Below are 24390 nucleotides of genomic sequence, written 5' to 3'. Positions count from 1 at the left end.
ATGAGAGAAAAGGAACGGAAGTATGAAAACATGGATATTTGCCGGGCTTTGTGACAAAAGCGATACCTTGTTATACATCAGCAGCATATTAGCAGCTTCTGGCCAACGAGTACTGCTTGTAGATGCTACGCTGCGGGGACGGTATCTGTATAGCATAGGGATGCTTGACAAACCACTTCCCATTACGCAGTTTAGTGGTTTTGATGTAGCAATTGGATTTACAGCATGGGAAGACCTGCATATAGGTATGAGGGCTGATCAGAAGGCAGAGCAGGTTTATGACATTGTTATTTTAGATGTAGAGTTACTTGATTTTTGTCCAATTTCTGTTTGGAAAAGGGCAGAACTGCGAGTTTGGGTCAGTGATTATAGCCGCATGCTAATGCATAACGGACAGAATTGGCTTCAGCATTTATTCAGTCAACCTGAATTCCCCAAAGATCTTGTATTTCACAAGCTATTTTTACAGGCCGTGGATTGTGGTCTGGAGGAGCCGTATCTGTGGGAATACATGAATCATTTCCCGGCATCTTGGCAGCAAGAGCCATATATACTGCCATGGGATGAGGGGTTGCTTGCTCTGAAACTGGAAAATGAGCATAAAAAACAGCTAATACTAAAACCGCTATCCAGAATGTATAAGAAAGAACTATGCCGTTGTATTGGGGAATGGATGAGTTGGGAATTAAAGGTGATTCGTCGTGCGCTAAAGCGTGCGGAAAGGAGTAGAGCATGAGTACCATTTTGTTTTGGAGCCCCATTAAGGGGGCTAGTGGAAGTAGCTCTTTGGCGGCAGCAATAGCAATTACCATAGGCAATCTATATAGAGGAAGACTATTATTGACTCATTTGGGTCGTAGACATACTGGTATTGAATCAGGATTACCTATACAAGAGTATGGTATGGATGATCCAACCCTACAGCTTCAGGAAGGGGGCTGGGATGCTGCCGCACGTTTAGTTCTGCGAGGGACACTGTCTAAAGAAAATATTCGTAATTATACGACACCTGTACTCGAACATACTTTGGATGTACTTGAGGGAACCTCCAGCTTTGGAGCTGCACCGCCGTTACTGTCTCCAGGGCTTGTACGGGCAGTAATAGATACAGCGAACCAATATTATGATTTAACGCTAATTGATGCAGGAAGTGGAGCAGGATGGGGGGCTGTACAGCATGAAGCATGTGCACGAGCCAAACTGGCTGTTCTTTCACTCACTCAGAATATGCGAGAGTTAGACGCTTATTTTGAATCCGTGTCTCCGTTATCTACCTACTCATCGTTACCCTTATTAATAGTACTTGGAAAATATGATGTGCATTCTCAAGTGAATGAAGCGAATATTCGCAGGAGATATGGCTACAAAGGTGCTCTGTATACAGTCCCTTATAACACCGGATTTATGGACGCATGGAACCGCAGGGATGTGATCGGCCATGTGCAGCGTGAGGTACGAAGTGGAAAAGGGCAGCCTCGCAAGCTTTTTATGACTGTAGGATGGGCGCAGAGTATACGTCATATCAGCAAAGCTATTCTGGAGGCGGCAGAGTCCGATCTTCGGCTCAAGGCTTTGGAGAGGGGCGCTTAAATGCTGTCCGCTCAAATGATCAACGGATTGATTCTTACCTGTATAGTATTGATGTGCATCGTACTGATTATTGTTAAATATCGAGGGAATTTTCACTCGCGACATTCAACCCTTCGAGTAGAAAAAAAGAATGAAGATGCCACATTCGAAACATTAATAGAGTATATCAAAAATGCACTTCATGAACTAAGTCATAGCCAGATGGCGGATGCCGGATTGCATGAAGAGGAATATAGACGGCGTATCCATCAAAGGGCGGAACTACGCAGGGCATTAAAGGACTGTGCCAATGGTAGCAGTGGAGATAAACGTTTTGTTAAAAATCTGATGGCTGAGCTTCTGATTCACGGTTACGGCTTGAACGAGAAAATCGTCGATACTGTTATGCCATTCTCCAGACCTGAGTTGTTTAGCATACAGGATCAATTCGAAATTATATTTTACCAATACCAGCAGAAGTTTGGCGCTGATGCACTATCACGTTTACTGGATACTTATGACTTGGCCGAAATGAGATATTCACAGCAAGGTGAAGAAGATGGAAGTTATCTCGTTACCGCAGAGGACATTCGTTATATCTATGATTGTGAGTACCGGCCCCTTTCCTTTTTGGAGAAGGTGGATATTATTGTCCAGCGGATTTATCAGCATTATAAAGGTTTTTCCGTCATTGATGATATTCGTGACCAGCGGATCGACGGTGTAAGTGGGGGCGTCAGTGGTATGCCGGAAGGTGGGATTCCTGCATCATCAGACTGGCCTTCCGATGGGTATGTATTTGAACAAACAACTATGCCTACTGCCAATAGTTATGAGAGCGTATGGATTTTTTATAAAGGTAAAACGATCCATCTTTCATTCCTTTCCTTCGGATCTGAGCGTGAACTTAAAAGGGTGTGCCAAAATATTTACAAATACAATTACCCGGGACAGCTTTCCGAAGCAAATGGTTATAAGGTCAATGAAATGAAGGATGGGTCACGGGTAGTGGTGGTACGACCTCCTTTCTCAGAATCGTGGGCTTTCTTTGTCCGTAAATTTGATATTCAAAGCGCATCGCTGGAACAGTTAATTAAGGGACAAAATGCTGATTTTCCAATCCAGCTACTTTCTTATTTAATGAAAGGCAGCCGGATTACTGCTATCACAGGCGCGCAGGGCTCAGGTAAGACGACGTTGTTAATGGCGATGGTCAAGCACATTTATGCTTCGTATACGCTTCGCGTTCAGGAAATGGCTTTTGAACTGCATCTACGCAGCATCTACAGTCGCCGTAATATTCTTAGCTTTCGAGAAACGGATCATATTTCAGGACAACAAGGGCTTGACTTACAGAAAAAAACAGATGGAACCGTCAATATACTAGGCGAAGTAGCAAGTGATGAAGTAGCTGCTTGGATGATTCAAATGTCGCAGGTTGCCAGTCTGTTCACCATTTTTACTCATCATGCCAAAACATTTCGTGATCTCGTGTTTTCACTTCGTAATTCATTGCTCAAAACAGGAGTATTTCAGCATGAAGGCATTGCTGAGGAACAGGTAGTTCATGTCATTAACTTTGATGTGCATCTCAAACGTGATGCGGAAGGGCGACGCTACATCGAACGGATCACAGAATGTGTGCCGCGTGACCCAGATCATACGGATGCAGGCTCCAATGCTTCAACGAGCTACAGTTATCGCCACGTTATGGAATATCGGAACGGAAGCTATATACCGATGGAGCCCTTAACAGCCAAAAGTGTACAAGAAATGTATGAGCAGATGAATGTAAATGATGCCAGAGATTTCCGCAGTTTTTTGACCCGCTATTGGGAGGAAGACTATGAGTCTTAAAGAAATTTTATTATGGATTTTACTTATATCAGGTGGGGGCTTTACGCTTCTATATATAGCTTTATGGGGGTTGCGTAAGCGCAGTAGTCATGCAGTTCGCAGAGGACGAATTTATTCTGTGAAGGAAGGGCGCAAGGGAAAAGCGGTACTGCAACGTGAGCTGCAAGCCTTACTGCATAAGTTGTACACGCTGTGTATGAAGGTCCCTTTCTTGTCCGGATACATCATGAGTATACGTAAGCGACTAGCTGGTCAGCATGCCTACGATGAGTACAAGCTTCGCCTACAGACGATGAAGATGACACTGTTCATCTGGGGAGCTTTTGCTTGCAGTGGTGTTGTGCTGGTCATGATGAAGCCAGGAATAGAGTTTGCTATATTAGCCGTTTTATGCGGAGTGGTAATCAACAGTCTTATTTTGGATATGGCCATTAGCCGGATGGAAAAAAGGCTACTTGCACAGATGATCGAATTATTCGCCAATGTGCGTCACTATTACCATCAGCACGGTATGGTGGAGGAAGCTATATCCGAAGCGGCCGATTTGGCGGAGGCAGAGGCCGGGAGACACGCACGACTCATCCATGAGGCGCTAACAGATGTTGATCCGCACGAAGCATTGGAAAGATACTATGAATCGGCTCCTAATCGATTTTTAAAAGCTTTTGCCGGTATCTCGTATATGGTAATGGAGTTTGGTGATCGGGTTGAGGAGGGTGGCTCCATTTACTTGAAGGGGCTCGGCAGTCTCGCACGCGAAATCCAGTTGGAGTTGCTGCGAAGAAATAAACTGGACTATCTGTTAAAAAGTCTAAACGTGATCGCACTAGCACCAGTTTTCTTTACCACCCCAATCGAGACATGGGCGAGGTCCAGCTTTCCCTCCATGGATGAGTTTTATCAGGGAAAATTGGGTTATATCACAAAATTATCCGTTTATATTGTGATAATCGTATCTTATTTCCTGTTACAGAAGCTACAACAGACCGACGAGACAGGATATCGTGCGGGTAGAGGACGGAGGGTTTGGGAGCAGAAGCTATACCGTTTTCCTATCATTCGTAATGTGGTGGATTCTTTAATTCCGCGACAGCATATGTCTTCTTATTTTCAAATAACCCGCTTATTAAAGGAAAGTGGTGCGGAGATTAGGCTGGAGTGGCTCTACATACGCAGAATGGCTCTTTGTATTATAGGATTGGTGCTCAGTATCAGTACGATATTTTTTTTACATGAAGCTGAGAAAACGCATATCCTTCACGCACCAGTGCAATCGGGTCAAATGTTTGGACGTTTAAGTCCGGTGGAGCAAAAAGAAGCTTTGAAGCAGAGTGAGATTGATCGCAAAATCATGCATTCGCTGAACATGAGGTCAAACAGCACATACGAACAGATGTACGCTGCTTTAGAGCATAATGCTAATGGAACTGCTACTCCTGAACAGTTATCCACAAATACTTGGCGTATCCTCCAAAAGCTAAAAGATTGGAATGATGAATACATCAAGTGGTGGGAAGTGCTGATTAGTTTGATTGTTGGGTACGCAGCCTATCAAATGCCTATGCTTTTATTATATTTGCAACGAAAAATGCGTCGGTTGGATATGAGGCATGAGGTGTATCAATTTCAAACAGTTATTTCCATTTTACGGGTTATGGAACGAATGTCTGTCGAGGAAATATTGGAGTGGCTGAACAGATTTTCAGTTATATTCAAAAGACCTCTGCAAAAATGTTTGCTTCATTATGAACATGGGCCAGAGGCAGCTCTCGACTTGCTAAAAGAAGAAGCGCCTTTGCCGGAATTTCAACGTCTCGTGGATAAGCTTCATTTGTCTTTAGGTAAAATTACGATTCGAGAGGCCTTTGATGATTTGGAATCCCATATGTCCTACTATTTCGAACAAAGAAAACAGGAGTATGAAAAAATAATAGACAGTAAGGCTATCTGGGGAAGGATGATTGGTTTTGCCCCGATGTATGGTCTTATCTTTTTATATTTGGTGATTCCGTTGATCGGCATGAGCTTTGTTCAGATGGATAACTATTATGAACAAATACAAAAAATTCAGTAAGAAAGTTAACCTATGACTAATACAAAATAACAAGCTAGGAGAGAAAAATAAATGAATAACGCATCAACAGCTTTAAAGGTAGCCGCTGGGATATTTTTGACCATCGCTCTAATTACGATTGTAGTTATACTATTTATTTCAGCCCAGGAGGCGACTAAAACGGCACAAAACAATTTTGCTGATATTCAGACCGAATTGTCTCAAGCCTCTTTTACGGTATATGACGGCACAACGATTAGCGGTTCCCAGGTGACCAATGCGCTGCGGAAGTTTCAGGGGAAGGACCAATTCGGCATTCAGATTAAAACCGGCAAAAATATGGCAGGCCAGTGGTACGGTAATGCTCTGAACATTAGCCCAGACAGTGAACAGTATGGCGCCGTGAATGGTGGCAGTGATAAGACAGGGAAAATCACGAATACACTTAATGAGAAAGAGAATGAATACGTAAATCCGAGTGGTAAATTTAAAGCTGAAATCGTCAAAGACAAATCGAACGTGGTACGTGGGTTGTTGTTTACCCAGTCCTAAGCACTACAGCAGAGATAATAATCATAAAGGGGATGAGAGTATGTCTGATCACGCTTCAAGTATGCTGCGGCTTGGTGTGTCAGTTATTCTGTTCATAACCGCATGTGTAACGGCAGCAGACTTGTCCAGGCAGCTGGATGGTGCACTGGAATTAAGATCACAGCAAGAGGAGCATTCTGAAGGGCGAATAGCCCATACTGCTGGGGTGGGGTTGCCGGAGCGGATTAAAGGAACTCAGGTCATACAGGCAATTCGCATGAACTTACAGGAGGGGATTTCGATTCAAGTCGACGGGACAGAGTATGATGTATTTTCTGAACCGTTTGAGCCTGATGTATCGACCCTGGATGCTTCCTCATTATATTCCATGTACCCCCAGCGTAATGGGAATGGGGACATAACATCTGTACGTTTTGAGAAATTGGGGGAAGACTGAAGTGGTTCAAACAATATCGAAGCTGTTGGGGGCGCTGCTCGCTGTATTGCTTTTGTACATCGTACCCGCAGCTCAAGCTGCTGAACGGCAGGATGATATATCCGGGTTAAATACATATCATGCAACTGTACGTTTTGTTGATATGGTAAGAACCAAGGGTTACATTACACCGACGATGTATAACGATTTTATGCGTGATCTGGAATTGACAGGCAATACGTACGAAGTTGACTTGGAGCATATGCACAAAAAGTATGTACCGGACTATGCAGATGCCGCGAAGCCAGACAGTTTTCTGGGCAATTATGAAGCTGTATATGATGGGTACTATAATTCGCAAATTTTTCCTGTACTGTTTCCTGACAATCAGCAGCCAAAATCAGATCAGACGCGTCGATATACCTTGATGGCCGGGGATTATTTTACGGTCCGGGTACATAATACGAATCGGACTCCTGCGGACTTGTACAAATCATGGCTTCTTGGTGGGGCAGATAGCGGCAAGCCAGCAGTTACAGCTTCTTACGGGGGCATGGTTCTGAATGAGGATTACTGATTTTGCGGTCATATTTATACTTTTGTTTTTGCCCTTTGGTGTAGTTAGTGACTTACGGGTGCAGAATCAGCGTGAAGTGCAGCAGCTAGAAATGAAATATACGTCGGCTCTCCGTACCGCAGTTCAGGATGCAGGGGTTGTGCTCTCACAGAATGAACGTCAGGAACGCGAGGCCGGATACGGATCGGATAAGTTTTTTCGGGTAGATAAAGAAGCAGCGCTGAACACGTTCCTGCACACCCTTTTTCTTAATGTAGGCATTGATGGGGATATAGTAGCACAACGTGCATTATTGGATTACATACCGGCTATTGTAATTCTGGATTATGACGGTTATTATGCGTTCACCTCAGAAGCCTATACAGACGAGCATGGACAAGCTGCTATTGGCCACAAATGGAGCGAAAAAAAGCCATATGCCTATGTTGATTCAGTAGGCAACAGTGTGGGGTTCACCTTGGATAATTATGTGCACGCATACGATGCTCGAAATCACAGGTGGGTAGAGGGCTTTCAAAAGGAACTTCAGGATCAGACCGCTATATCTTTGCTGAAAAATTCAGAAACTTTTGAGCAAATACGTCGTTCCACCATTGTTCGCAGCGTTCAAGAGAACTTGGCGCGAATTATTAATGTCCATAACGAAAAAGCAGCACGTAACGGCATAACTTATTCGTTCACGCTACCGATCATTCCGCAAGAGGAGTGGTACAACACGGTAGATGATGTGGGGCTGATCGCGTTTATCCAAGGCATTCCGGTTGGAGACAGGTATTACAATAACTATGGATTTGGTGGTGGGAGAGTCGTTAGAAAGCAAGACATTATCGGTGGCATAGAACCAGATACTGGAATAAAGTATTTTTATAGAGATTCATGTCCAGCTCCCTTTAAAGCGAGTGAACGTTTCACGGATGAAAAATCTGCAGCAGCTGCGGGTTACTTTGAGTACAAATGTTATAATGGCTTAAAATAATCACCCTCATGGGTGGTTTTTCTTTTTTTAGGCAGATCCATACCAAAAAACCTTAAAATTCACTGTTTTCAATATTCCGATATGGTTGCAGAATGTGCTACAATAAAGCTTTGAGAGAAACGAAATGCATATGAAATAAGAACAGTCGGCAATGCCGATGACAATAAGGAGCCAAAAACAGCTTATGAGTTTATTGACTGTAGAAAATGTATCCCACAACTTTGGGGACCGCGCATTATTTAAAAATGTTTCCTTTCGATTGCTTGCGGGGGAACGTGTAGGTTTGGTAGGAGCTAACGGTGTTGGTAAATCGACACTCATGAACATTCTCACTGGAAAATTGCTTAAGGATGAGGGTAAAGTGGAATGGACTCCACGTGTGCGTTACGGCTATCTGGATCAGCATACCAAGCTGACACCGGGCAAAACGGTACGTGATGTATTGAAGGATGCTTTTCTTCCTTTGTTGGAATTGGAAAAGGAAATGATGCAGATTACTGACAAAATGGGGGATGCTTCTCCTGATGAGTTGGAAGTGTTGCTGGAACAGATGGGTGAAATTCAGGAGCAACTGGATATGGGGGATTTTTACCTCATTGATGTAAAGGTTGAAGAGATGGCGAATGGACTAGGTCTGTCGGCGATAGGACTGGATCGGGATGTATCCGCACTTAGCGGCGGGCAACGGACAAAGGTTCTTCTTGCTAAGTTGCTGTTGGAAAAGCCGAACGTCCTGTTGCTGGATGAACCTACCAACTATTTGGATGTAGAGCATATTGAATGGCTTACGCGCTATTTGAAGGATTATCCTTATGCTTTTATTCTTATTTCACATGATACTGAATTTATGAACCAGGTCGTTAATGTTATTTACCATCTTGAATTTGCCAAGATGACCCGTTATTCAGCTAATTATGAAAAGTTTCTCGAAATGGCGGATCTGAACAAAGCCCAGCATATTGATGCTTATGAGAAGCAACAGGATTTTATTAAGAAACAGGAAGATTTTATTCAGCGTAATAAAGCGCGTGCCTCTACCTCAGGCCGAGCAAAGAGCCGTGAAAAGCAGCTTGATCGGATCGAACGTATTGATAAGCCTGAAGAAGCCGCAAAACCAACCTTTCAATTCAAAGAGGCACGTGCAAGCGGAAAGACGGTATTTGAGGGTATTGATTTTGAGATTGGTTATACACATGCCCTTTTGCCTAAAATGTCCATGACGATTGAACGTGGCGAAAAGATTGCAATTGTCGGCTACAATGGTGTCGGTAAATCGACATTGCTCAAAACCATATTGGGAAAAATTCCGCCAATCAGTGGAAAAACTTATCAAGGTGATTTTTTGCAGCCCGCTTATTTTGAGCAGGAAGTAAAGGCCGAGAAAATTACACCGATTGACGATGTGTGGAATGAATTTCCGCATTTGAACCAGCATGAAGTACGAGCGCATTTGGCGCGTTGCGGTTTGAAAAATGAGCATATCACGCGTCCGCTATCTGCGCTCAGTGGTGGAGAACAGGCTAAAGTCCGTCTTTGCAAACTGTTAATGCGTGAAAGCAACTGGGTACTGTTCGATGAGCCTACCAACCACTTGGATGTTAAAGCAAAGGATGAGCTGAAACGTGCCTTGAAGGAATACAAAGGGACCGTATTGCTTGTATCTCACGAACCGGACTTTTACGAGGATTGGGTAACCAAAACGTGGAATGTGGAAGAGTGGTCAAGTAAAGTTAACTAAAATCAGCTAAATCCAGTTCCATCAAATTTCACACGAAGTGGGGTTTGCAGAATTAGAAAAATATGCTAAGCTATCTTTAGCTTATACAATAAAATAGTCACACTAGGGGAGCCGCCCATGCGGCTGAGACGGAATAAATGGATTTCGGACCCTTTGCACCTGATCTGGGTTATGCCAGCGTAGGGAAGTGAGCGCCGTACAAACAAGGCAACACCATCTTTATTTTTGTTTGTGCGTGGGACGATACACGTATACGGATTCATGGTCCGTTCGATTATTGGACGTTCGTTAAACCACTTCCTTGGGGAAGTGGTTTTTTTGCGTTTCGTTCATTTTAAGTAGTTCGAGCTTCCGTAGACGATTCACATATAATCCCCTTTCATTCCTGCTGGTAGACGTGGCTGGCTAAGCTTAGATCCTTTAGTCCAATGTGAGGTGAAGACAAAATCGAATTACACGCAATTTCGATGGAAAAGGGCACTTTTGCACAAGCCGCCCAAGTGGCTGCTGTGATTTGTCCGTATGTTCATTATGTACACGCACGTTTAAAACAGAATGGTGCCTCTGCATTGCTTTCTTTGACTCGCAGCCTGGTGGAGCAGGAAGTTCCTTTGCAACAAATTGTAGTAAATGATCGTGTGGATGTAGCTTTACTTACTTTGGTTGGAGCCGTTCAATTACCAGCTAATGGATTACCTGTTGTGGATGTGAAAAGCCTACTTCCAAAGGGTACACGCTGTGGAGTGTCTGTACATTCCTTGGAGGAGATGCAAATTGCTGAGCGGGCAGGAGCGGACTATGTACTTTATGGTCACGTATATGAGACCCATTGTAAGCCCGGTATTGTACCGCGGGGTTTAGCTCAGCTTGAACATATTTGCAGGCTGTCGAACATTCCGGTGATTGCGCTAGGCGGCATACAACCGCATCATATCCCGGAGCTTTATAGGGCCGGAGCAAGCGGAATTGCGGTGATGTCTGGTATATGGGAGGCTGAGTCGCCCGTTGCAGCTGCAATGGAGTATAGGCGAATGGCAGACCTTGTAGTTCACAGCCTGTAGCGAGAAAACGAGAGTAGAGGCAAGCTGAAAGCAGAAGGGTTTATGGAGAGGAGATACGGAACAAATGCTAAAGATACACACAGAGGAAAGAGTGATTGGACACGCTGAATGCTTGGTCATAGGTGGAGGTGTCATCGGCAGTTCCATTGCTTATCATGTGGCCAAGGAGGGAAGAAGTACGATTATGCTGGAACGATTGATCCCGGGTGAGGGAGCCTCAGGAGCAGCGGTTGGAATGCTGGCAGCGGAAAGTGAAGAGTTCACCGGCTCTGAGCTATCACGATTTGCTCGCATAAGTCGAGATGCATTCCCTGAGCTTGTCTGTGATCTAGAGCGTTTGTCAGGTATTTCGGTGGAATTCCGTACTGAAGGGTTTGTGACCCCTTTCCGTACGGAGACTGAAGGCCAAAAACGCTGGAAAGCTGCTAAAACGCGAGAGGGTGATTGTCCTATCTGGTGGGATGCGAAAGAATTGGCCCGACGAATTCCAGGTTTGGATGAACAAGCGATCGGGGCAATATATCGTTCAAAGGAGACACAAGTGGCTCCTGTCCAGCTTTGCCGTGCTTATGCAGGTGCTGCTGCGGTGCTGGGAGCAACGGTATGGTCTGGTACACAGGCAGAGCAACTGGTCATACAGGATGGTCGAATTTGCGGTGTCCGTACAGATAGTGGTTTTTTTTCCTGCGATCAGGTCATTATTGCCGGAGGCTTGGATAGCATGAAATTGCTAGCGCAGGTTGGGTTTGAATATCCACTTTATCCGGTCAAGGGCGAAGCGGTAGCGGTCTCCTTGAAGGATCACCCGTTAGAATACACCATTTATGCTGATGATATTTACCTCGTGCCTAAACAGAATAACGAGCTTTGGATTGGGGCAACGAGCCTTTCGCATCAATATGACGAAGAAGTAACCGTAGGAGGCTTGGAGGGGTTGCTGGCACGTGCCTCTGCCTGGCTGCCGCGCGTCCGTGAAGCTTCTTTTATACGTGCTTGGGCGGGCTTACGTCCGCAGGCTGTATCAGGTCATCCTTTTATAGGCATTGTTCCTGGGGTCGAGGGCGTATATGCTGCAGTCGGGCATTATCGCAACGGTGTCCTGCTGAGTGATGCTACCGGGCGTGCGATGGCAGCTATGCTTAATGGGGCTTGTGCAGCAGAACTTGGGATAAGTAGTTTTTCTTCTGAGCTCCTCAAGGAGAAAAGCTTATGAAGCTGACGATTAACGGCCAGAGCCTGACCTTTTCTAATCGAATCACTCATGTGAATCAATTGCTACATGAGCTTGATGTAAAGGTGAAAACCGTAGTGGTGGAGCTGAATCGGCATATATTGACCCGTGAAGATCATGATGAAGCGGTACTGAAAGATGGAGATTGCCTAGAGATTGTACATTTTGTGGGAGGCGGTTGATTATGTTAACCATTGGAAAAGCATCTTTTACCTCGAGGTTATTGTTGGGAACAGGAAAATTCTCTGATCTGGATATCCAATCCCAAGCAGTAGAGGCTGCTGAGACGGAAATATTGACGTTTGCTGTACGGAGATTGAACTTGGAGGAACGGGATAAGCAGCATTTTCTCGATATGCTGGATTTGAGCCGGTATACACTTCTTCCCAACACAGCAGGGGCTACAACAGCAGAGGAGGCGATTCGTATTGCCCAATTGGCAAAAGCCTCCGGCCTGTGCGATATGATTAAAGTGGAGGTCATTGGGGATAGCAAGACACTGCTGCCGGACCCATTTGAAACGTTGAAAGCTAGCGAAAAGCTGTTAGAAGAAGGCTTTATCGTGCTGCCCTACATATCGGACGATGTGATTCTAGCAAAGAGGCTACAAGAGCTTGGAGTACATGCCGTTATGCCTGGAGCTTCACCGATTGGTACAGGACATGGTTTGCTTAATCCGTTTTCATTAGGTCTAATTATTGAACAGGCGGAGGTTCCGGTTATTGTCGATGCGGGTATTCGCTCACCCGGTGACGCGGCAATGGCGATGCAGTTAGGGGCAGATGCTGTTTTGTTGAATACAGCCGTATCAGGAGCGAAGGACCCGGTAAAAATGGCCGAGGCCATGAAACTGGCTGTTCGTGCTGGAAGATATGGTTTTGAGGCGGGGATGATTCCTGTAAAACGTTACGCTTCAGCAAGCAGTCCGATAGAAGGTATGGTTCAGGCATGAAGGTAACTGACAAATCCGGTGCAGGAGGAACACATTCAAGTGACCGTTATTCCAGACAGGAAAGATTCGCGCCCTTTGGACCGACAGGACAACGTCGGCTTGCCTCTTCCCACGTACTAATCATAGGTGCCGGAGCGTTAGGTACAGGTATTGCGGAAACGCTCGTTCGCGGGGGTGTAGGTACAGTGAGCCTCGTAGACCGGGATTATGTGGAATGGAGCAATTTGCAGCGCCAGCAGCTTTTTCAGGAAAGTGATGCTGCGCAAAGATATCCCAAAGTAGTAGCTGCTCAGCGAAGATTAAAGGATATTAATTCGGAAACGGTTATACATGCACATGTACTGGATGTTGGGGTGGAAGAGCTGGAAGAGTTGATCCAAGGGGTAGATCTCTTGATGGATGCAACCGATAATTTCGATACCCGACTTCTTATGAACGACATGGCACTCAAGCATCGGATACCTTGGATTTATGGGGGATGTGTAGGCAGCTATGGTGTAACCTACACCATTTTACCGGGTCAAACGCCTTGTCTTCACTGTCTGCTGGGAACTATACCGTTTGGTGGGGAAACCTGTGATACCGCCGGGATTATTCCGCAGGCTGTACAGATGGTCACGGCTAACCAAACTACGGAAGCTTTCAAACTTCTTGGCGGATATCCGGAAGATTTGAGAGGGAAGTTACTTTCGTTTGATTTGTGGAAAAATGAGTACGTAGCGATAGCAGTAGATAGCGTTAAAAAGGAGAACTGTCCTTCTTGCGGCAGTCAACCGACGTATCCCTATTTGTCGGCCTCTCATCGGCAGAAAACAGATGTTTTGTGCGGTAGGGATACCGTTCAAATTAGACCAGCAAACCCGATCCATCTGAATCTTGCAGAAACGGCAGATAGATTTGCTTCTTTGGGAGAAGGAAAAGTAGAGCGAAATCCGTTTTTGGTTTCCTTTAGTACAAGCGAGCATCGCTTGGTTGTTTTTGCAGATGGCAGAGCGCTGATCCATGGGACAAAGGACGTGGCAAAAGCAAGAAGTCTGTATCATCGCTATTTGGGTTAAACCATAAAAGTAGAAAGCCATTCTTTGGAGAATGATTTTCTGCTTTTTTGTTACAATAATATTAATATGCTTTAATGGCTTATAACACAAACTTGTTCGTATCCAATATGTAATGCTATGTCCAAACCAGGTGGGTGAAAAGGTGAGCCCGTTAATTTTGCTTGTGGATGTAAATGAAGCGTCTCCCGTAATTGTTCGTCCATTGGAGCAGGAAGGTTATCAGGTGGTTCATGTTAGCAATACGACGGATGCAAGCTCTTATGTAGCCCATAATCCTGTGGATTTGCTGCTGCTCAATATAGAAGATGAACAGACGGTTTCGCAAGGCTTGCTTCGCATATTGCAGCAATACCATCCTCATGTCCCGCTATTAGCAATGACTTCATCAGATGAGGAGGACCATATTGTTTCCTGTTTTGAACAAGGAGCACATGATGTGATCGTTCTGCCCTTTTATCCTAGAGTTCTTCAGGCTAGAGTGGCTAATTTATTACGGATTTTTGGTATTGAACGTGATGTGAAAAGGGCAATCGAGGCGGGTGATTTACATATAGACAATGCAAGCAGAATGGTGAGCAGAGGGGGACAAAAGCTGGAATTAACTCCGAAGGAATTCGATCTTTTGCTTCATCTGGCGATACATCTTAACCAAGTTTGTAGCAGGCAGCAAATTCTGAAGGATGTTTGGAAACATGACTATATCGTTGATACGAACGTAGTAGATGTCTATATCAGACATTTGAGGGTTAAAGTAGATAAGGGGTATAAGTTTAAAATGATCCGTACGGAACGAGGTATTGGTTATTCACTCAGAACACCTACCGTATCAGAATAGTATTAGGTATAAAAAAAGCCGGAACTTTTCGTCCCGGCTCGCATATTTCAAAATGAGTTTCATGCTACAGCACTACAGCACGCGGCGTGCTTTAATGTATGTTCTTTTCCAGTTGCCAGAGTTCAAATCGGAGATGGTCACGCCAGGTCCGCCGTAAGTGTGCAAAATTTTACCCCCGCCCATATAGACTGCTACGTGGGTAATGTTGCGTCCTGTAGCACGACTACCGCTTGAAAAGAAAACTAAGTCGCCTTTTTTCAAATTGGACTTGGATACGGCATGTCCAACTTTAGACTGTTGAACAGAAGTACGCGGCAAATTTACTCCGTATTTCTTGAATATGTGCTTCATGAAAGAAGAACAGTCAAAATTACGTGTAGTGCTTGTGGAAGCTCCAAACTTATAAGGAGTTCCCATATATTTTTCACCGTAGTTAATTACTTTTTGGCCTACCGAAGTCGTAGTGGCGGCTTGTGCCGTATTTGTTCCCTCAATTGCAAAAGTGCCAAAGCCGATCGTGGCTGCGACCCCTGCTATAATTACCTTTTTTATGATTTTCTGCATATTCATGTTGTAAATACCTCCAAAAATTGATTTGTGCAATATTTTGCTGAGTTGCTAACTAACTGACAGCGTTGAGTATAACAGTTTTGAAGCCGCCTAATAGTTGGAAAAGAACGCTCAAATGCTTGAGGGACAAGACTTACACAGCGATTATTAAAAAACGATTAAAAATTACAATTTGTAAAAAATATATCGATTCATTGATCTCTATAAACGGAAAAACCCTTGTTCATCAAGGGTTTTGAGTGAAAAACAATTTATATAATGGTTACAATAATGTCATAATTAATCCTTGCTTTGAATAACGAGTAGCAGACCGCTTTTGATGGAAATCGTACCTTTTGAAGCCGTTAGCTTATTACTGACAGCACGTGATTGTCCCATTTTGAGGGTGGCATTATGTAACGGATACATAAATCCTTCTAGTTGTATGCCAGTTACTTCGGCGGTCATAGGAAGCAGCGATGTATATGTATAGCCCATAGGTTGGATTTCAAGCGTTGATCCGGTGAGCTCAATATAATTATGTGCGTCCATAATAGCGCAGCTAATATGATGCTGCATTGCACGTACCAATATTTGAACATTAGCCAATGTGTGGTCCATCCGGGTGCCAGTCACACCAAGCATCAGTACTTGATCTGCCTGTTCGTCCATAGCGATTTCTAAAGCAAGCTCAGTATCTGTTAAGTCTTTAAGTACTGGATCGCACGCAATCATACGTTGGCTTGCTGATTCTACCTTTTCTTTTTCCTCTGGTGTGATTGAATCAAAATCTCCTACAGAGATATGTGGTGTGATACCGTGCTCGATCAGGAAAAGAGCACCTTTATCTGCACCTATAATAAAATCATCGGGCTGTATTTGATGTAAATCTTCTTCATTAAGACGACCACCTGAAAATACAATCGCTCGTTTTTTTGTCATAATCAACATCCTTTCTTTCTGATACGATCCTATATATACCATCGTTTTTAAGTATACCGCGTTAAATATGGCTTGCACAATTTTGGAGGACATGGCTACAATGAAACAGAAAAAAGGAAGTGTAACGTGTAATAGGAAGGAGAACGAAATGATTAACGTTTTGTTTGTGTGTTTGGGCAATATTTGCCGCTCTCCGATGGGGGAGGCAATACTGAGACATAAAGCGCAGGAACGGGGATTGGGTGCAGAAATCGGGGTAGACTCGGCCGGGACAGGCGACTGGCACATCGGAAATCCTCCGCATGAGGGAACACTAAAGCAACTTAAACTGCATGGAATCAGCGAACAAGGCATACAGGCGCGGCAAATAACGGGCCGTGATTTTGACGCGTTTGATTATATTGTGTGCATGGATGACTCTAATGAACGAAACATGCGAAAGATTGCAGGTGGAGCGGAGGCAGATATTCTAAAATTTATGGATTTGCTCCCTCAAGAAAAATTAAGAGAAGTACCCGACCCATATTTTACAGGGAATTTTGAAGAGACCTATCGATTAATGGACGCAGGTTGCGACGCCTTGCTGGACAAGATCGTAGAAGAAAAGCTATAATGTGAACGACAGATGACGGCAATCATTGCCGTTTTTCGTTATACATTTTTGAAAGCGCAACCAAACCATGCAAAAGAAGAAGGAGCTTTATAACCTAGTAGGTCAAATGCTCCATTCCCTTTTAGTTACCTTGGAGAATTTACTCAGGCGCGATCCAAAAAATACATTAGCGCGTCAGGCAACTCGTTTTGCCAAAAGCCCCACAAATGTTTGCCATCCTTTTCACGGTAAGAAACTTCAGCGTTCCGTTCGCGCAGCAAATCTGCGCATTGACGGTTAAGCTCTACAAAGTTGTAAATGCCAGTATCACTCTCAAATGCATCTTCCTGAAGGCCAACCGTCATCCACACCCGCAAATGAGACAGATCTTTCTCACGGGCGATGATTTCCTGCGAAGCTTCATAGTAAGCACCTGAGAGGCTGATAATGCGGTTGAACAACTGAGGATACATCAAAGCCAAATGCAGAGACACACTGCCTCCCAGTGAATCCCCCGCCAAAATACGGGACGCTGCATCTTTTCTTATAGGATACTTTTGCTCTACATAGGGAATAATCTCTTCTGCAAAACAGGCGGTATACGCCTCAAAACGATTGCCAAAGGGAGCATACTCCTGCGTTCGAATTTTTGTATTCACTTCCACACCTACAATAATGAAGGGTTCGACGCCCTCATCTAGAATGAGGCGGTTGGCATGAGTTGCAATGCGGCCAAAATTGAAAAATTCTTCTCCGTCCTGACAGTACACGACCGGGTAGCTCAATATTTCATTATAGCCGGGCGGCAAATAAATCCGGAGAGTTCTGGTCTCGCCAAGAAAGCGGCTGTCTACTTCGTCTTTAAGGATGGTTCGTTTTAAATACCGAGAATCCGTCATTTTTCGTCACCTTTCTTGGGTATTATTTTGCATTCGGGATCACAATAAGTTAAGATTACCCTGATTGCAATAGATGTTTAAAATTTCAATCATGTACTACGCTGTTACAGTAAAAAACATACCCTGTTACACACACAAAAATGTGACAAACTCAAAAAAAATAACTAAATCTTTGACGCGAGCGATATAACAGGTGTATAATAATCCTATAACAGCGGAACTTGATATTCAAATTTTTTTGTTGAGGTGAAGAAAATGAGCAAGGTTCCTTATGAAGTTTACACAGAGGAAGTTGAGGCGCTGTCCGTACTTTCTCCGGATGGTGAAATTATCAATAAAGATATGTTGCCTAAACTCACAGATGATCAATTGAAAGAAATTATGTATCGAATGGTATTTACACGTACTTGGGATGACCGTGCCGTTAACTTAGGCCGTCAAGGGCGTCTCGGTTTCTATGCTCCGGTATCCGGACAAGAAGCAACCATGGTTGGTAGCGAATATGCGCTCCAAAAAGAAGACTTTATTGCTCCAGGCTACCGCGATATTCCGCAAATCGTTTGGCATGGCCTGCCATTATACCAAGCTTTCTTGTATTCCCGTGGTCATCAACACGGCGGCCAAGTGCCGGACGGTGTTAATGTACTGATGCCGCAAATCATCATTGGCGCGCAAATTTTGCATGCTATGGGTATTGCTATGGGTTACAAGCTGAAAAAACAAAAACAAGTCGCCATTACATATACAGGTGACGGCGGTTCTTCCGAAGGTGATTTCTACGAAGGCCTGAACTATGCTGGTGTATACAAGTTGCCAGTTATTTTCTTTGTGCAAAACAATGGTTACGCGATCACGACTCCATTCTCAAAACAAACGGCTGCTCTTTCGATCGCTCATAAAGCAGTAGCTGCTGGTATTAAAGGCGTGAAAATTGACGGCATGGACGTGCTTGCAGTTATTAAAGCCGTTCAAGAAGCTGCAGAGCGTGGACGTAATGGTGAAGGTGCTACTTTGATTGAAGCCGTAACGTACCGTTTCCGTCCGCATTCCCTTTCTGATGATGCAACAAAATATCGTTCTAAAGAAGAAGAAGGCGAATGGAATGCGAAAGATCCAATTGCCCGCTTTGCGAAATACCTTGAGAAAAAAGGCCTTTGGACTGAAGAAGATACAGCTCGCGTAAAAGAAGAAGCTAAGGCAAAAGTGAACGAAGAGATCAAAAAAGCCGAGAAAACAGAGAAAATGACAATTCCTGGCCTGATCGATAGCATGTTCGAAACAACGCCTAAGCACTTGGAAGAACAAAAAGCTGATTTTAAATAATTGAACTTGAAAGAGACCGGGCCGTAACCCGATCCGGTCTGCTTTTCGATTGACCTGAACTGAAATTGATCTGTCAATGTTTAAGGAGGAAATGAAGCAAATGGCACAAATGAACATGAAAGAAGCGATTCGTGACGCACTGCGCGTAGAGTTGAAACGCGACCCTAACGTCCTGCTTTTCGGTGAAGACGTAGGTCATGTAGGTGGCGTATTCCGCGCTACAGAAGGTCTGCAAAAAGAATTTGGCGAAGAACGTGTATTCGATACTCCGCTGGCGGAATCCGCAATCGGGGGTCTTGCTGTCGGTTTGGGTATTCAAGGCTTCCGCCCTGTAGCTGAAATCCAGTTCGTAGGCTTTATCTTTGAAGCGCTTGATCAAATGGCAATTCAAGCATCCCGTATGCGTTACCGTTCCGGTGGACGTTACAATTCTCCAATCGTATTCCGTACACCTTTTGGTGGCGGTGTTAAGGCAGCCGAGCTGCATACAGATTCCTTGGAAGGTCTGCTGGCTCAAACACCTGGTATCAAGGTTGTTGTTCCATCCAACCCTTATGATGCAAAAGGTCTTATGATTGCGTCTATTCGCGACAACGATCCTGTGTTTTTCATGGAGCATTTGAACTTGTATCATGCATTCCGCGCTGAAGTTCCTGAGAATGATTACACAGTTGAACTGGGCAAAGCTAATGTAGTTCGCGAAGGTTCCGATGTGACGATCATTACTTACGGTATGATGGTACACACTTCGATTAAAGCTGCGGATGAGCTGGAAAAAACAAAAGGTATCAAAGTAGAAATCATTGATTTGCGTACCATTAGCCCGATTGACATTGATACCGTTGTTGCTTCTATTCAAAAAACCAATCGTGCCATCGTTGTTCAAGAAGCGCAAAAGAGCTCCGGTGTAGCTGCTGAAGTTATTGCACAAATTAACGAAAAAGCAATCCTGCATCTGGAAGCACCCGTTCTGCGTGTAGCAGGTCCGGATACCGTTTATCCTTTTGCTCAAATTGAAGATACTTGGTTGCCAACGCCAACACGTATCATTGATGCGGTTAATAAAGTATTGGAATTTTAATTAAAGCACACCGTAAATTTGGGAGGTTTTAAACGTGGCTAAATTTGAATATAAATTCCCGGAGCTAGGTGAAGGTCTTCACGAAGGCGAAATCATCAAGATGCACATTAAGCCCGGCGACAAAGTAACAGATGAAGATATCATCATGGAAGTACAAAACGATAAGGCAGTAGTTGAAGTTCCTTGTCCGGTTAATGGTACAGTACAAGAAGTATTTGCCAAAGACGGCGACATCTTTAACGTAGGTCAAGTTGTAGCTGTAATTGATGCAGAAGGTGAACTTCCTGAACAGGAAGATGCACCAGAAGCACCAGCTGCTAGCCCTGAGCCAAGTGCTGCTGCACAAAGCGGAGCTGCAGATACAGCTAGATTTGAATATAAATTCCCAGAGCTGGGTGAAGGTCTTCACGAAGGTGAAATCATCAAGATGCACATCAAGGCCGGCGACAAAGTAACCGATGAAGATATCATCATGGAAGTACAAAACGATAAGGCTGTAGTTGAAGTTCCTTGTCCGGTCAATGGCACAGTACAAGAGGTATTTGCCAAAGACGGCGACATCTTTAACGTAGGTCAAGTCGTAGCTGTAATCGCTGCAGAGGGTGAACTTCCTGAACAAGAAGAAGCACCAGCTGCTGCTAAACAAGAACAGGATGCTGCACAAGGCGGAGCTAACACTAAACCAGCTGCAACTCCTGTTGCTTCTAACAAAGATGTACTAGCTACACCTAGCGTCCGCAAATTTGCTCGTGAGCAAGGTGTAAACATCGCTCAAGTGAGTGGCTCCGGCAAAAATGGTAAAATCACCAAAGAAGATGTAGAAGCTTTCAAAAATGGTGGAGGCCAAGCGGCTGCACCAGTAGCGAAAGAAGCTGCAAAAGCACAAGAGCCTGCTAAGAAAGAAGCGAAAGCTGCAGCAGCATCCGCACCAGCAGCAGATCCACGTGCTGAGGAAGAGCGCGTACCATTTAAAGGTATCCGCAAGGCTATTTCCAATGCTATGGTTAAATCGGCTTATACGGCTCCGCACGTTACGATTATGGATGAAGTAGATGTAACTGAACTGGTTGCTTTCCGTACTCGTATCAAACCAATTGCTGAGAAGAAAGGCACAAAAGTAACATACCTGCCATTCATCGTAAAAGCTTTGGTTGCTGCTTCCCGTCAATTCCCGGCTCTGAATGCCTCAATCGACGAAGAAGCAAACGAAATTGTCTACAAAAAATACTACAACATCGGTATCGCTACAGATACAGACAACGGTTTGATCGTTCCTGTTATCAAAGATGCTGATCGTAAGAGTATCTGGATGATTGCTGATTCCATTCGTGATCTGGCTGTGCGCGGTCGTGATGGAAAATTGGCAGCAAATGAGATGAGAGGAAGCACAATCTCCATCACTAACATCGGTTCCGCAGGCGGTATGTTCTTTACTCCAATCATTAACTTCCCTGAAGTTGCGATTTTGGGTACTGGACGCATCAGTGAAAAAGCAGTCGTGAAAAACGGTGAGATTGTTGCCGCTCCAGTAATGGCTCTTTCTCTGAGCTTTGACCACCGTATTATTGACGGTGCAACTGCTCAAAACTTCATGAACTATATCAAACAGCTGCTCGCTAACCCTGAGTTGCTTGTTATGGAGGTGTAATCAATGGTAGTAGGAGACGCTTCTCTGGATATTGACACATTGGTTATCGGTGCGGGTCCTGGCGGCTATGTAGCTGCCATCCGTGCCGCACAATTAGGACAAAGCGTATTGATCGTTGACAAATCTGAGCTGGGCGGTGTCTGTCTGAACCGTGGATGTATTCCATCTAAAGCTTTGATCTCTGCAGCTCATCAATACGAAGCGGCTAAACATGGCGAGTCTTTCGGTATTTCGGCTGAAAATGTAAAAGTAGACTTCGCTAAAACACAAGAATTCAAAAACGGCGTTGTTAAGAAAATGACAGGCGGCGTAAGTGGCTTGCTCAAAGGCAACAAAGTTGAAGTTTTCAATGGCGAGTGCATGTTCATCAACGAAAACGAAGCGCGTGTATTCAACGAACATGAATCACCACGTTACCGTTTTAAAAATGCAATTATCGCAACAGGTTCCCGTCCAATCGAACTGAAACCATTCCCTTTTGGTGGACGCATTCTGTCTTCTACAGAAGCATTGAACCTGCCTGAAATTCCGAAAAGCCTGATCGTAATCGGTGGTGGATACATTGGTGCAGAGCTCGGACAAATGTACTCGAAATTCGGTTCCAAAGTAACGATTATTGAAGGTATGGATACAGTGCTTCCTGGTTTCGACAAAGATATGACTTCGATCGTTGCGAAAAGCATGAAGAAAACGGGCATCGAAATCTTCACTGGCGCTAAAGCGGAAAGTGCAGAGCAAACAGATAAAGACGTAACAGTGAAATTCTCCGTTAACGGCGAAAGCAAAGAAGTAACTGCTGATTATCTGCTTGTAACTGTTGGACGTCGTCCAAACACAGACGGTGAACTGGGTCTGGATCTGATCGGCCTAGAACTGGATGAGCGCGGAATGGTGAAAGTTGATCACCAAGGACGTACTAGCATTCCTCACATCTTTGCAATCGGCGATATCGTAGCTGGTCTTGCTCTGGCGCACAAAGCTTCTTACGAAGGTAAAGTAGCTGCTGAAGCAATTGCAGGCGAGCCGTCTGTAGTAGATTACAAGTGTATGCCGGCTGTCGTTTTCACGGATCCAGAATGCTCCAGCGTAGGCTACACAGAGTCACAAGCCAAAGAAAAAGGCTACAATGTCAAAGTTGGCAAGTTCTCTTATGGAGCAAACGGTCGTGCGGTTTCCCTGAACGCTGCTGAAGGTTTTGTGAAAATCGTTGCTGACGCTGACACAGGTTTGGTACTGGGTACGCAAATCGTAGGTCTGGAAGCTTCCAACCTTATTGCTGAGCTGGGTCTGGCGATTGAAATGGGTGCTACACTCGAAGATATCTCCTTGACTATTCATGCTCACCCTACACTGGGCGAGATCGTTATGGAAGCAGCGGAAGTCGTGCTGGGTCATCCGATCCACGCATTGGCACCACGTCGCTAATACCATTTTTCATTATCTCGTTCTCGTTTTCATACATGACAAAGAGAGGCAAGGAGCGCTATATCTGCGCTCTTTGTCTCTTTTTTTTCAAACTTTAGGATTTTCAGGACTACCATGAAAATTCACACAGTACATGGTCAACGAAGTACCGTACATGATAAACTAACTATAGATATGGGTGCAGAAAAGAATTTTAAAGATTAGAATCTGGCGATGCCAGGTTTTTATTCATGCTCAAAGGAGAGGAATAACGTGCGTAACTATTTGGAACTGCTGGAGGATATTTTAGAGAATGGAGTAAAAAAAGAGGATCGTACAGGAACAGGTACACTATCTGTTTTCGGAAGGCAACTCCGTTTTGACCTGGCCAAGGGCTTCCCCTTGGTGACCACCAAAAGAGTACATTTGAAATCCGTTATTCATGAGCTGTTATGGTTTTTGCGGGGAGATACCAACATTTCTTATCTCAAGGAGAACGGAGTTACCATTTGGGATGAGTGGGCAGACGAGCAGGGGAATCTGGGGCCTGTATATGGGTCGCAATGGCGCTCGTGGGAAACAACAGACGGACAACATATTGACCAAATTGCGAATGTCATTGAAGCTATTAAAAAAAATCCGGATTCACGTCGACACATTGTCAGTGCTTGGAATGTGGCTGAAATCGAATCGATGAAGTTGCCGCCTTGTCACTTTGTATTTCAGTTCTATGTAGCTGGAGGGAAGCTTTCCTGTATGCTAACGATGCGTTCTGTGGATACCTTTTTAGGGTTGCCGTTTAATATCGCAAGTTATGCATTACTAACGCATATGGTTGCACAGCAGTGCGGTTTGGAGCCCGGCGAATTTATTTGGTCAGGCGGCGATGTGCATATTTATTCAAATCATATGCAACAAGTGCATACACAGTTGGAACGTGATCCTTATCCGTTGCCTCAGTTGAAAATTCTGCGCAAGCCGGATTCGATTTTTGATTATACCTACGACGATTTTGCTTTTGAAAATTACGAATATCATCCAGGGATTAAGGCGCCTGTCGCCATTTGATTAGAGGAGG

General features: G+C 44.4%; 24 protein-coding genes and 1 riboswitch. Of the genes, 21 read left to right on the top strand and 3 right to left on the bottom strand.

What is annotated here, in order from left to right; translation table 11 throughout:
• The first annotated feature begins 22 nt into the window (after positions 1 to 22).
• From G9G53_RS07850 to G9G53_RS07780, 15 genes are all read left to right on the top strand, one after another.
• Positions 23 to 736: a hypothetical protein gene (locus G9G53_RS07850; RefSeq protein ID WP_165146660.1), complete on the top strand. Its 714-nt coding sequence runs from the start codon at positions 23 to 25 to the stop codon at positions 734 to 736.
• On the top strand, positions 733 to 1590 hold the full coding sequence (locus G9G53_RS07845) for a hypothetical protein (RefSeq protein WP_165146657.1): 858 nt from the start codon (positions 733 to 735) through the stop codon (positions 1588 to 1590). The genes G9G53_RS07850 and G9G53_RS07845 overlap by 4 nt, the downstream gene beginning before the upstream one ends.
• Complete coding sequence (locus G9G53_RS07840; RefSeq protein WP_165146654.1) at positions 1591 to 3426, top strand: ATPase, T2SS/T4P/T4SS family; 1836 nt, start codon at positions 1591 to 1593, stop codon at positions 3424 to 3426.
• On the top strand, positions 3416 to 5500 hold the full coding sequence (locus G9G53_RS07835; protein ID WP_165146635.1) for a hypothetical protein: 2085 nt from the start codon (positions 3416 to 3418) through the stop codon (positions 5498 to 5500). The genes G9G53_RS07840 and G9G53_RS07835 overlap by 11 nt, the downstream gene beginning before the upstream one ends.
• 51 nt (positions 5501 to 5551) lie before the next feature.
• Positions 5552 to 6031, top strand: coding sequence for a hypothetical protein (locus G9G53_RS07830; protein ID WP_023988985.1), 480 nt, complete (start codon positions 5552 to 5554; stop codon positions 6029 to 6031).
• A 40-nt stretch (positions 6032 to 6071) separates the two neighbouring features.
• Entirely contained in the window at positions 6072 to 6467 is a 396-nt protein-coding gene (locus G9G53_RS07825; protein ID WP_165146632.1) for a hypothetical protein, read from the top strand.
• Between the two features lies 1 nt (position 6468).
• Positions 6469 to 7023, top strand: a complete 555-nt coding sequence (locus G9G53_RS07820) for a hypothetical protein (RefSeq protein WP_165146629.1) — start codon at positions 6469 to 6471, stop codon at positions 7021 to 7023.
• Positions 7010 to 7999 (top strand): hypothetical protein, encoded by a 990-nt coding sequence (locus tag G9G53_RS07815; protein WP_165146626.1) that lies wholly within the window; start codon positions 7010 to 7012, stop codon positions 7997 to 7999. Before G9G53_RS07820 ends, G9G53_RS07815 begins: the two co-directional genes overlap by 14 nt.
• Before the next feature lie 184 nt (positions 8000 to 8183).
• Positions 8184 to 9737, top strand: a complete 1554-nt coding sequence (locus G9G53_RS07810) for an ABC-F family ATP-binding cassette domain-containing protein (RefSeq protein ID WP_029517433.1) — start codon at positions 8184 to 8186, stop codon at positions 9735 to 9737.
• A gap of 94 nt (positions 9738 to 9831) precedes the next feature.
• Positions 9832 to 9940, top strand: a riboswitch (TPP riboswitch).
• 264 nt (positions 9941 to 10204) lie between these two features.
• A complete protein-coding gene (locus tag G9G53_RS07805; protein WP_029517434.1) occupies positions 10205 to 10798 on the top strand; it encodes a thiamine phosphate synthase in 594 nt (197 codons plus the stop codon).
• Between the two features lie 64 nt (positions 10799 to 10862).
• Positions 10863 to 12011, top strand: a complete 1149-nt coding sequence (gene thiO, locus G9G53_RS07800; protein WP_165146623.1) for a glycine oxidase ThiO — start codon at positions 10863 to 10865, stop codon at positions 12009 to 12011.
• The gene (thiS, locus tag G9G53_RS07795) at positions 12008 to 12211 is read left to right on the top strand and encodes a sulfur carrier protein ThiS (protein WP_029517436.1); all 204 of its coding nucleotides are present in this window, start codon (positions 12008 to 12010) and stop codon (positions 12209 to 12211) included. The genes thiO and thiS overlap by 4 nt, the downstream gene beginning before the upstream one ends.
• Before the next feature lie 2 nt (positions 12212 to 12213).
• On the top strand, positions 12214 to 12981 hold the full coding sequence (locus G9G53_RS07790) for a thiazole synthase (RefSeq protein ID WP_165146620.1): 768 nt from the start codon (positions 12214 to 12216) through the stop codon (positions 12979 to 12981).
• Entirely contained in the window at positions 12978 to 14039 is a 1062-nt protein-coding gene (locus G9G53_RS07785) for a ThiF family adenylyltransferase (RefSeq protein WP_165146617.1), read from the top strand. The genes G9G53_RS07790 and G9G53_RS07785 overlap by 4 nt, the downstream gene beginning before the upstream one ends.
• A gap of 142 nt (positions 14040 to 14181) precedes the next feature.
• Positions 14182 to 14874 (top strand): response regulator transcription factor, encoded by a 693-nt coding sequence (locus tag G9G53_RS07780; RefSeq protein WP_165146614.1) that lies wholly within the window; start codon positions 14182 to 14184, stop codon positions 14872 to 14874.
• Between the two features lie 72 nt (positions 14875 to 14946).
• Here the strand turns inward: G9G53_RS07780 and G9G53_RS07775 are convergent, their stop codons facing one another.
• A complete protein-coding gene (locus G9G53_RS07775; protein WP_069011717.1) occupies positions 14947 to 15444 on the bottom strand; it encodes a C40 family peptidase in 498 nt (165 codons plus the stop codon).
• 279 nt (positions 15445 to 15723) lie between these two features.
• Positions 15724 to 16365, bottom strand: coding sequence for a thiamine diphosphokinase (locus tag G9G53_RS07770; RefSeq protein ID WP_029517441.1), 642 nt, complete (start codon positions 16363 to 16365; stop codon positions 15724 to 15726).
• Between the two features lie 148 nt (positions 16366 to 16513).
• Here G9G53_RS07770 and G9G53_RS07765 point away from each other — a divergent pair, with 148 nt between their 5' ends.
• Positions 16514 to 16978, top strand: coding sequence for a low molecular weight protein-tyrosine-phosphatase (locus G9G53_RS07765; protein WP_029517442.1), 465 nt, complete (start codon positions 16514 to 16516; stop codon positions 16976 to 16978).
• A 143-nt stretch (positions 16979 to 17121) separates the two neighbouring features.
• On the opposite strand, the gene G9G53_RS07760 is transcribed toward G9G53_RS07765, so the two are convergent.
• Complete coding sequence (locus G9G53_RS07760) at positions 17122 to 17856, bottom strand: alpha/beta hydrolase (protein WP_025724149.1); 735 nt, start codon at positions 17854 to 17856, stop codon at positions 17122 to 17124.
• Positions 17857 to 18111: 255 nt separating this feature from the next.
• Between G9G53_RS07760 and pdhA the strand changes: the two genes are divergently transcribed.
• The 5 genes from pdhA (at position 18112) to thyA (ending at position 24380) form a co-directional block, all read left to right on the top strand.
• Complete coding sequence (gene pdhA, locus G9G53_RS07755; protein ID WP_029517443.1) at positions 18112 to 19179, top strand: pyruvate dehydrogenase (acetyl-transferring) E1 component subunit alpha; 1068 nt, start codon at positions 18112 to 18114, stop codon at positions 19177 to 19179.
• Between the two features lie 100 nt (positions 19180 to 19279).
• A complete protein-coding gene (locus G9G53_RS07750; RefSeq protein ID WP_013310510.1) occupies positions 19280 to 20260 on the top strand; it encodes an alpha-ketoacid dehydrogenase subunit beta in 981 nt (326 codons plus the stop codon).
• A gap of 34 nt (positions 20261 to 20294) precedes the next feature.
• Positions 20295 to 21908: a 2-oxo acid dehydrogenase subunit E2 gene (locus G9G53_RS07745; RefSeq protein ID WP_165146611.1), complete on the top strand. Its 1614-nt coding sequence runs from the start codon at positions 20295 to 20297 to the stop codon at positions 21906 to 21908.
• Positions 21909 to 21911: 3 nt separating this feature from the next.
• Entirely contained in the window at positions 21912 to 23333 is a 1422-nt protein-coding gene (gene lpdA / locus G9G53_RS07740; protein ID WP_039271311.1) for a dihydrolipoyl dehydrogenase, read from the top strand.
• 252 nt (positions 23334 to 23585) lie between these two features.
• Complete coding sequence (thyA, locus tag G9G53_RS07735) at positions 23586 to 24380, top strand: thymidylate synthase (protein ID WP_069011721.1); 795 nt, start codon at positions 23586 to 23588, stop codon at positions 24378 to 24380.
• The last annotated feature ends 10 nt before the right edge of the window (positions 24381 to 24390 follow it).

Origin of the sequence: Paenibacillus sp. EKM206P (assembly GCF_011066155.1) — a bacterium.
GTDB lineage: Bacteria > Bacillota > Bacilli > Paenibacillales > Paenibacillaceae > Paenibacillus > Paenibacillus polymyxa_D.
Note: the sequence above shows the minus strand (reverse complement) of the source record. Positions and strands in the feature narration are given on the sequence as shown.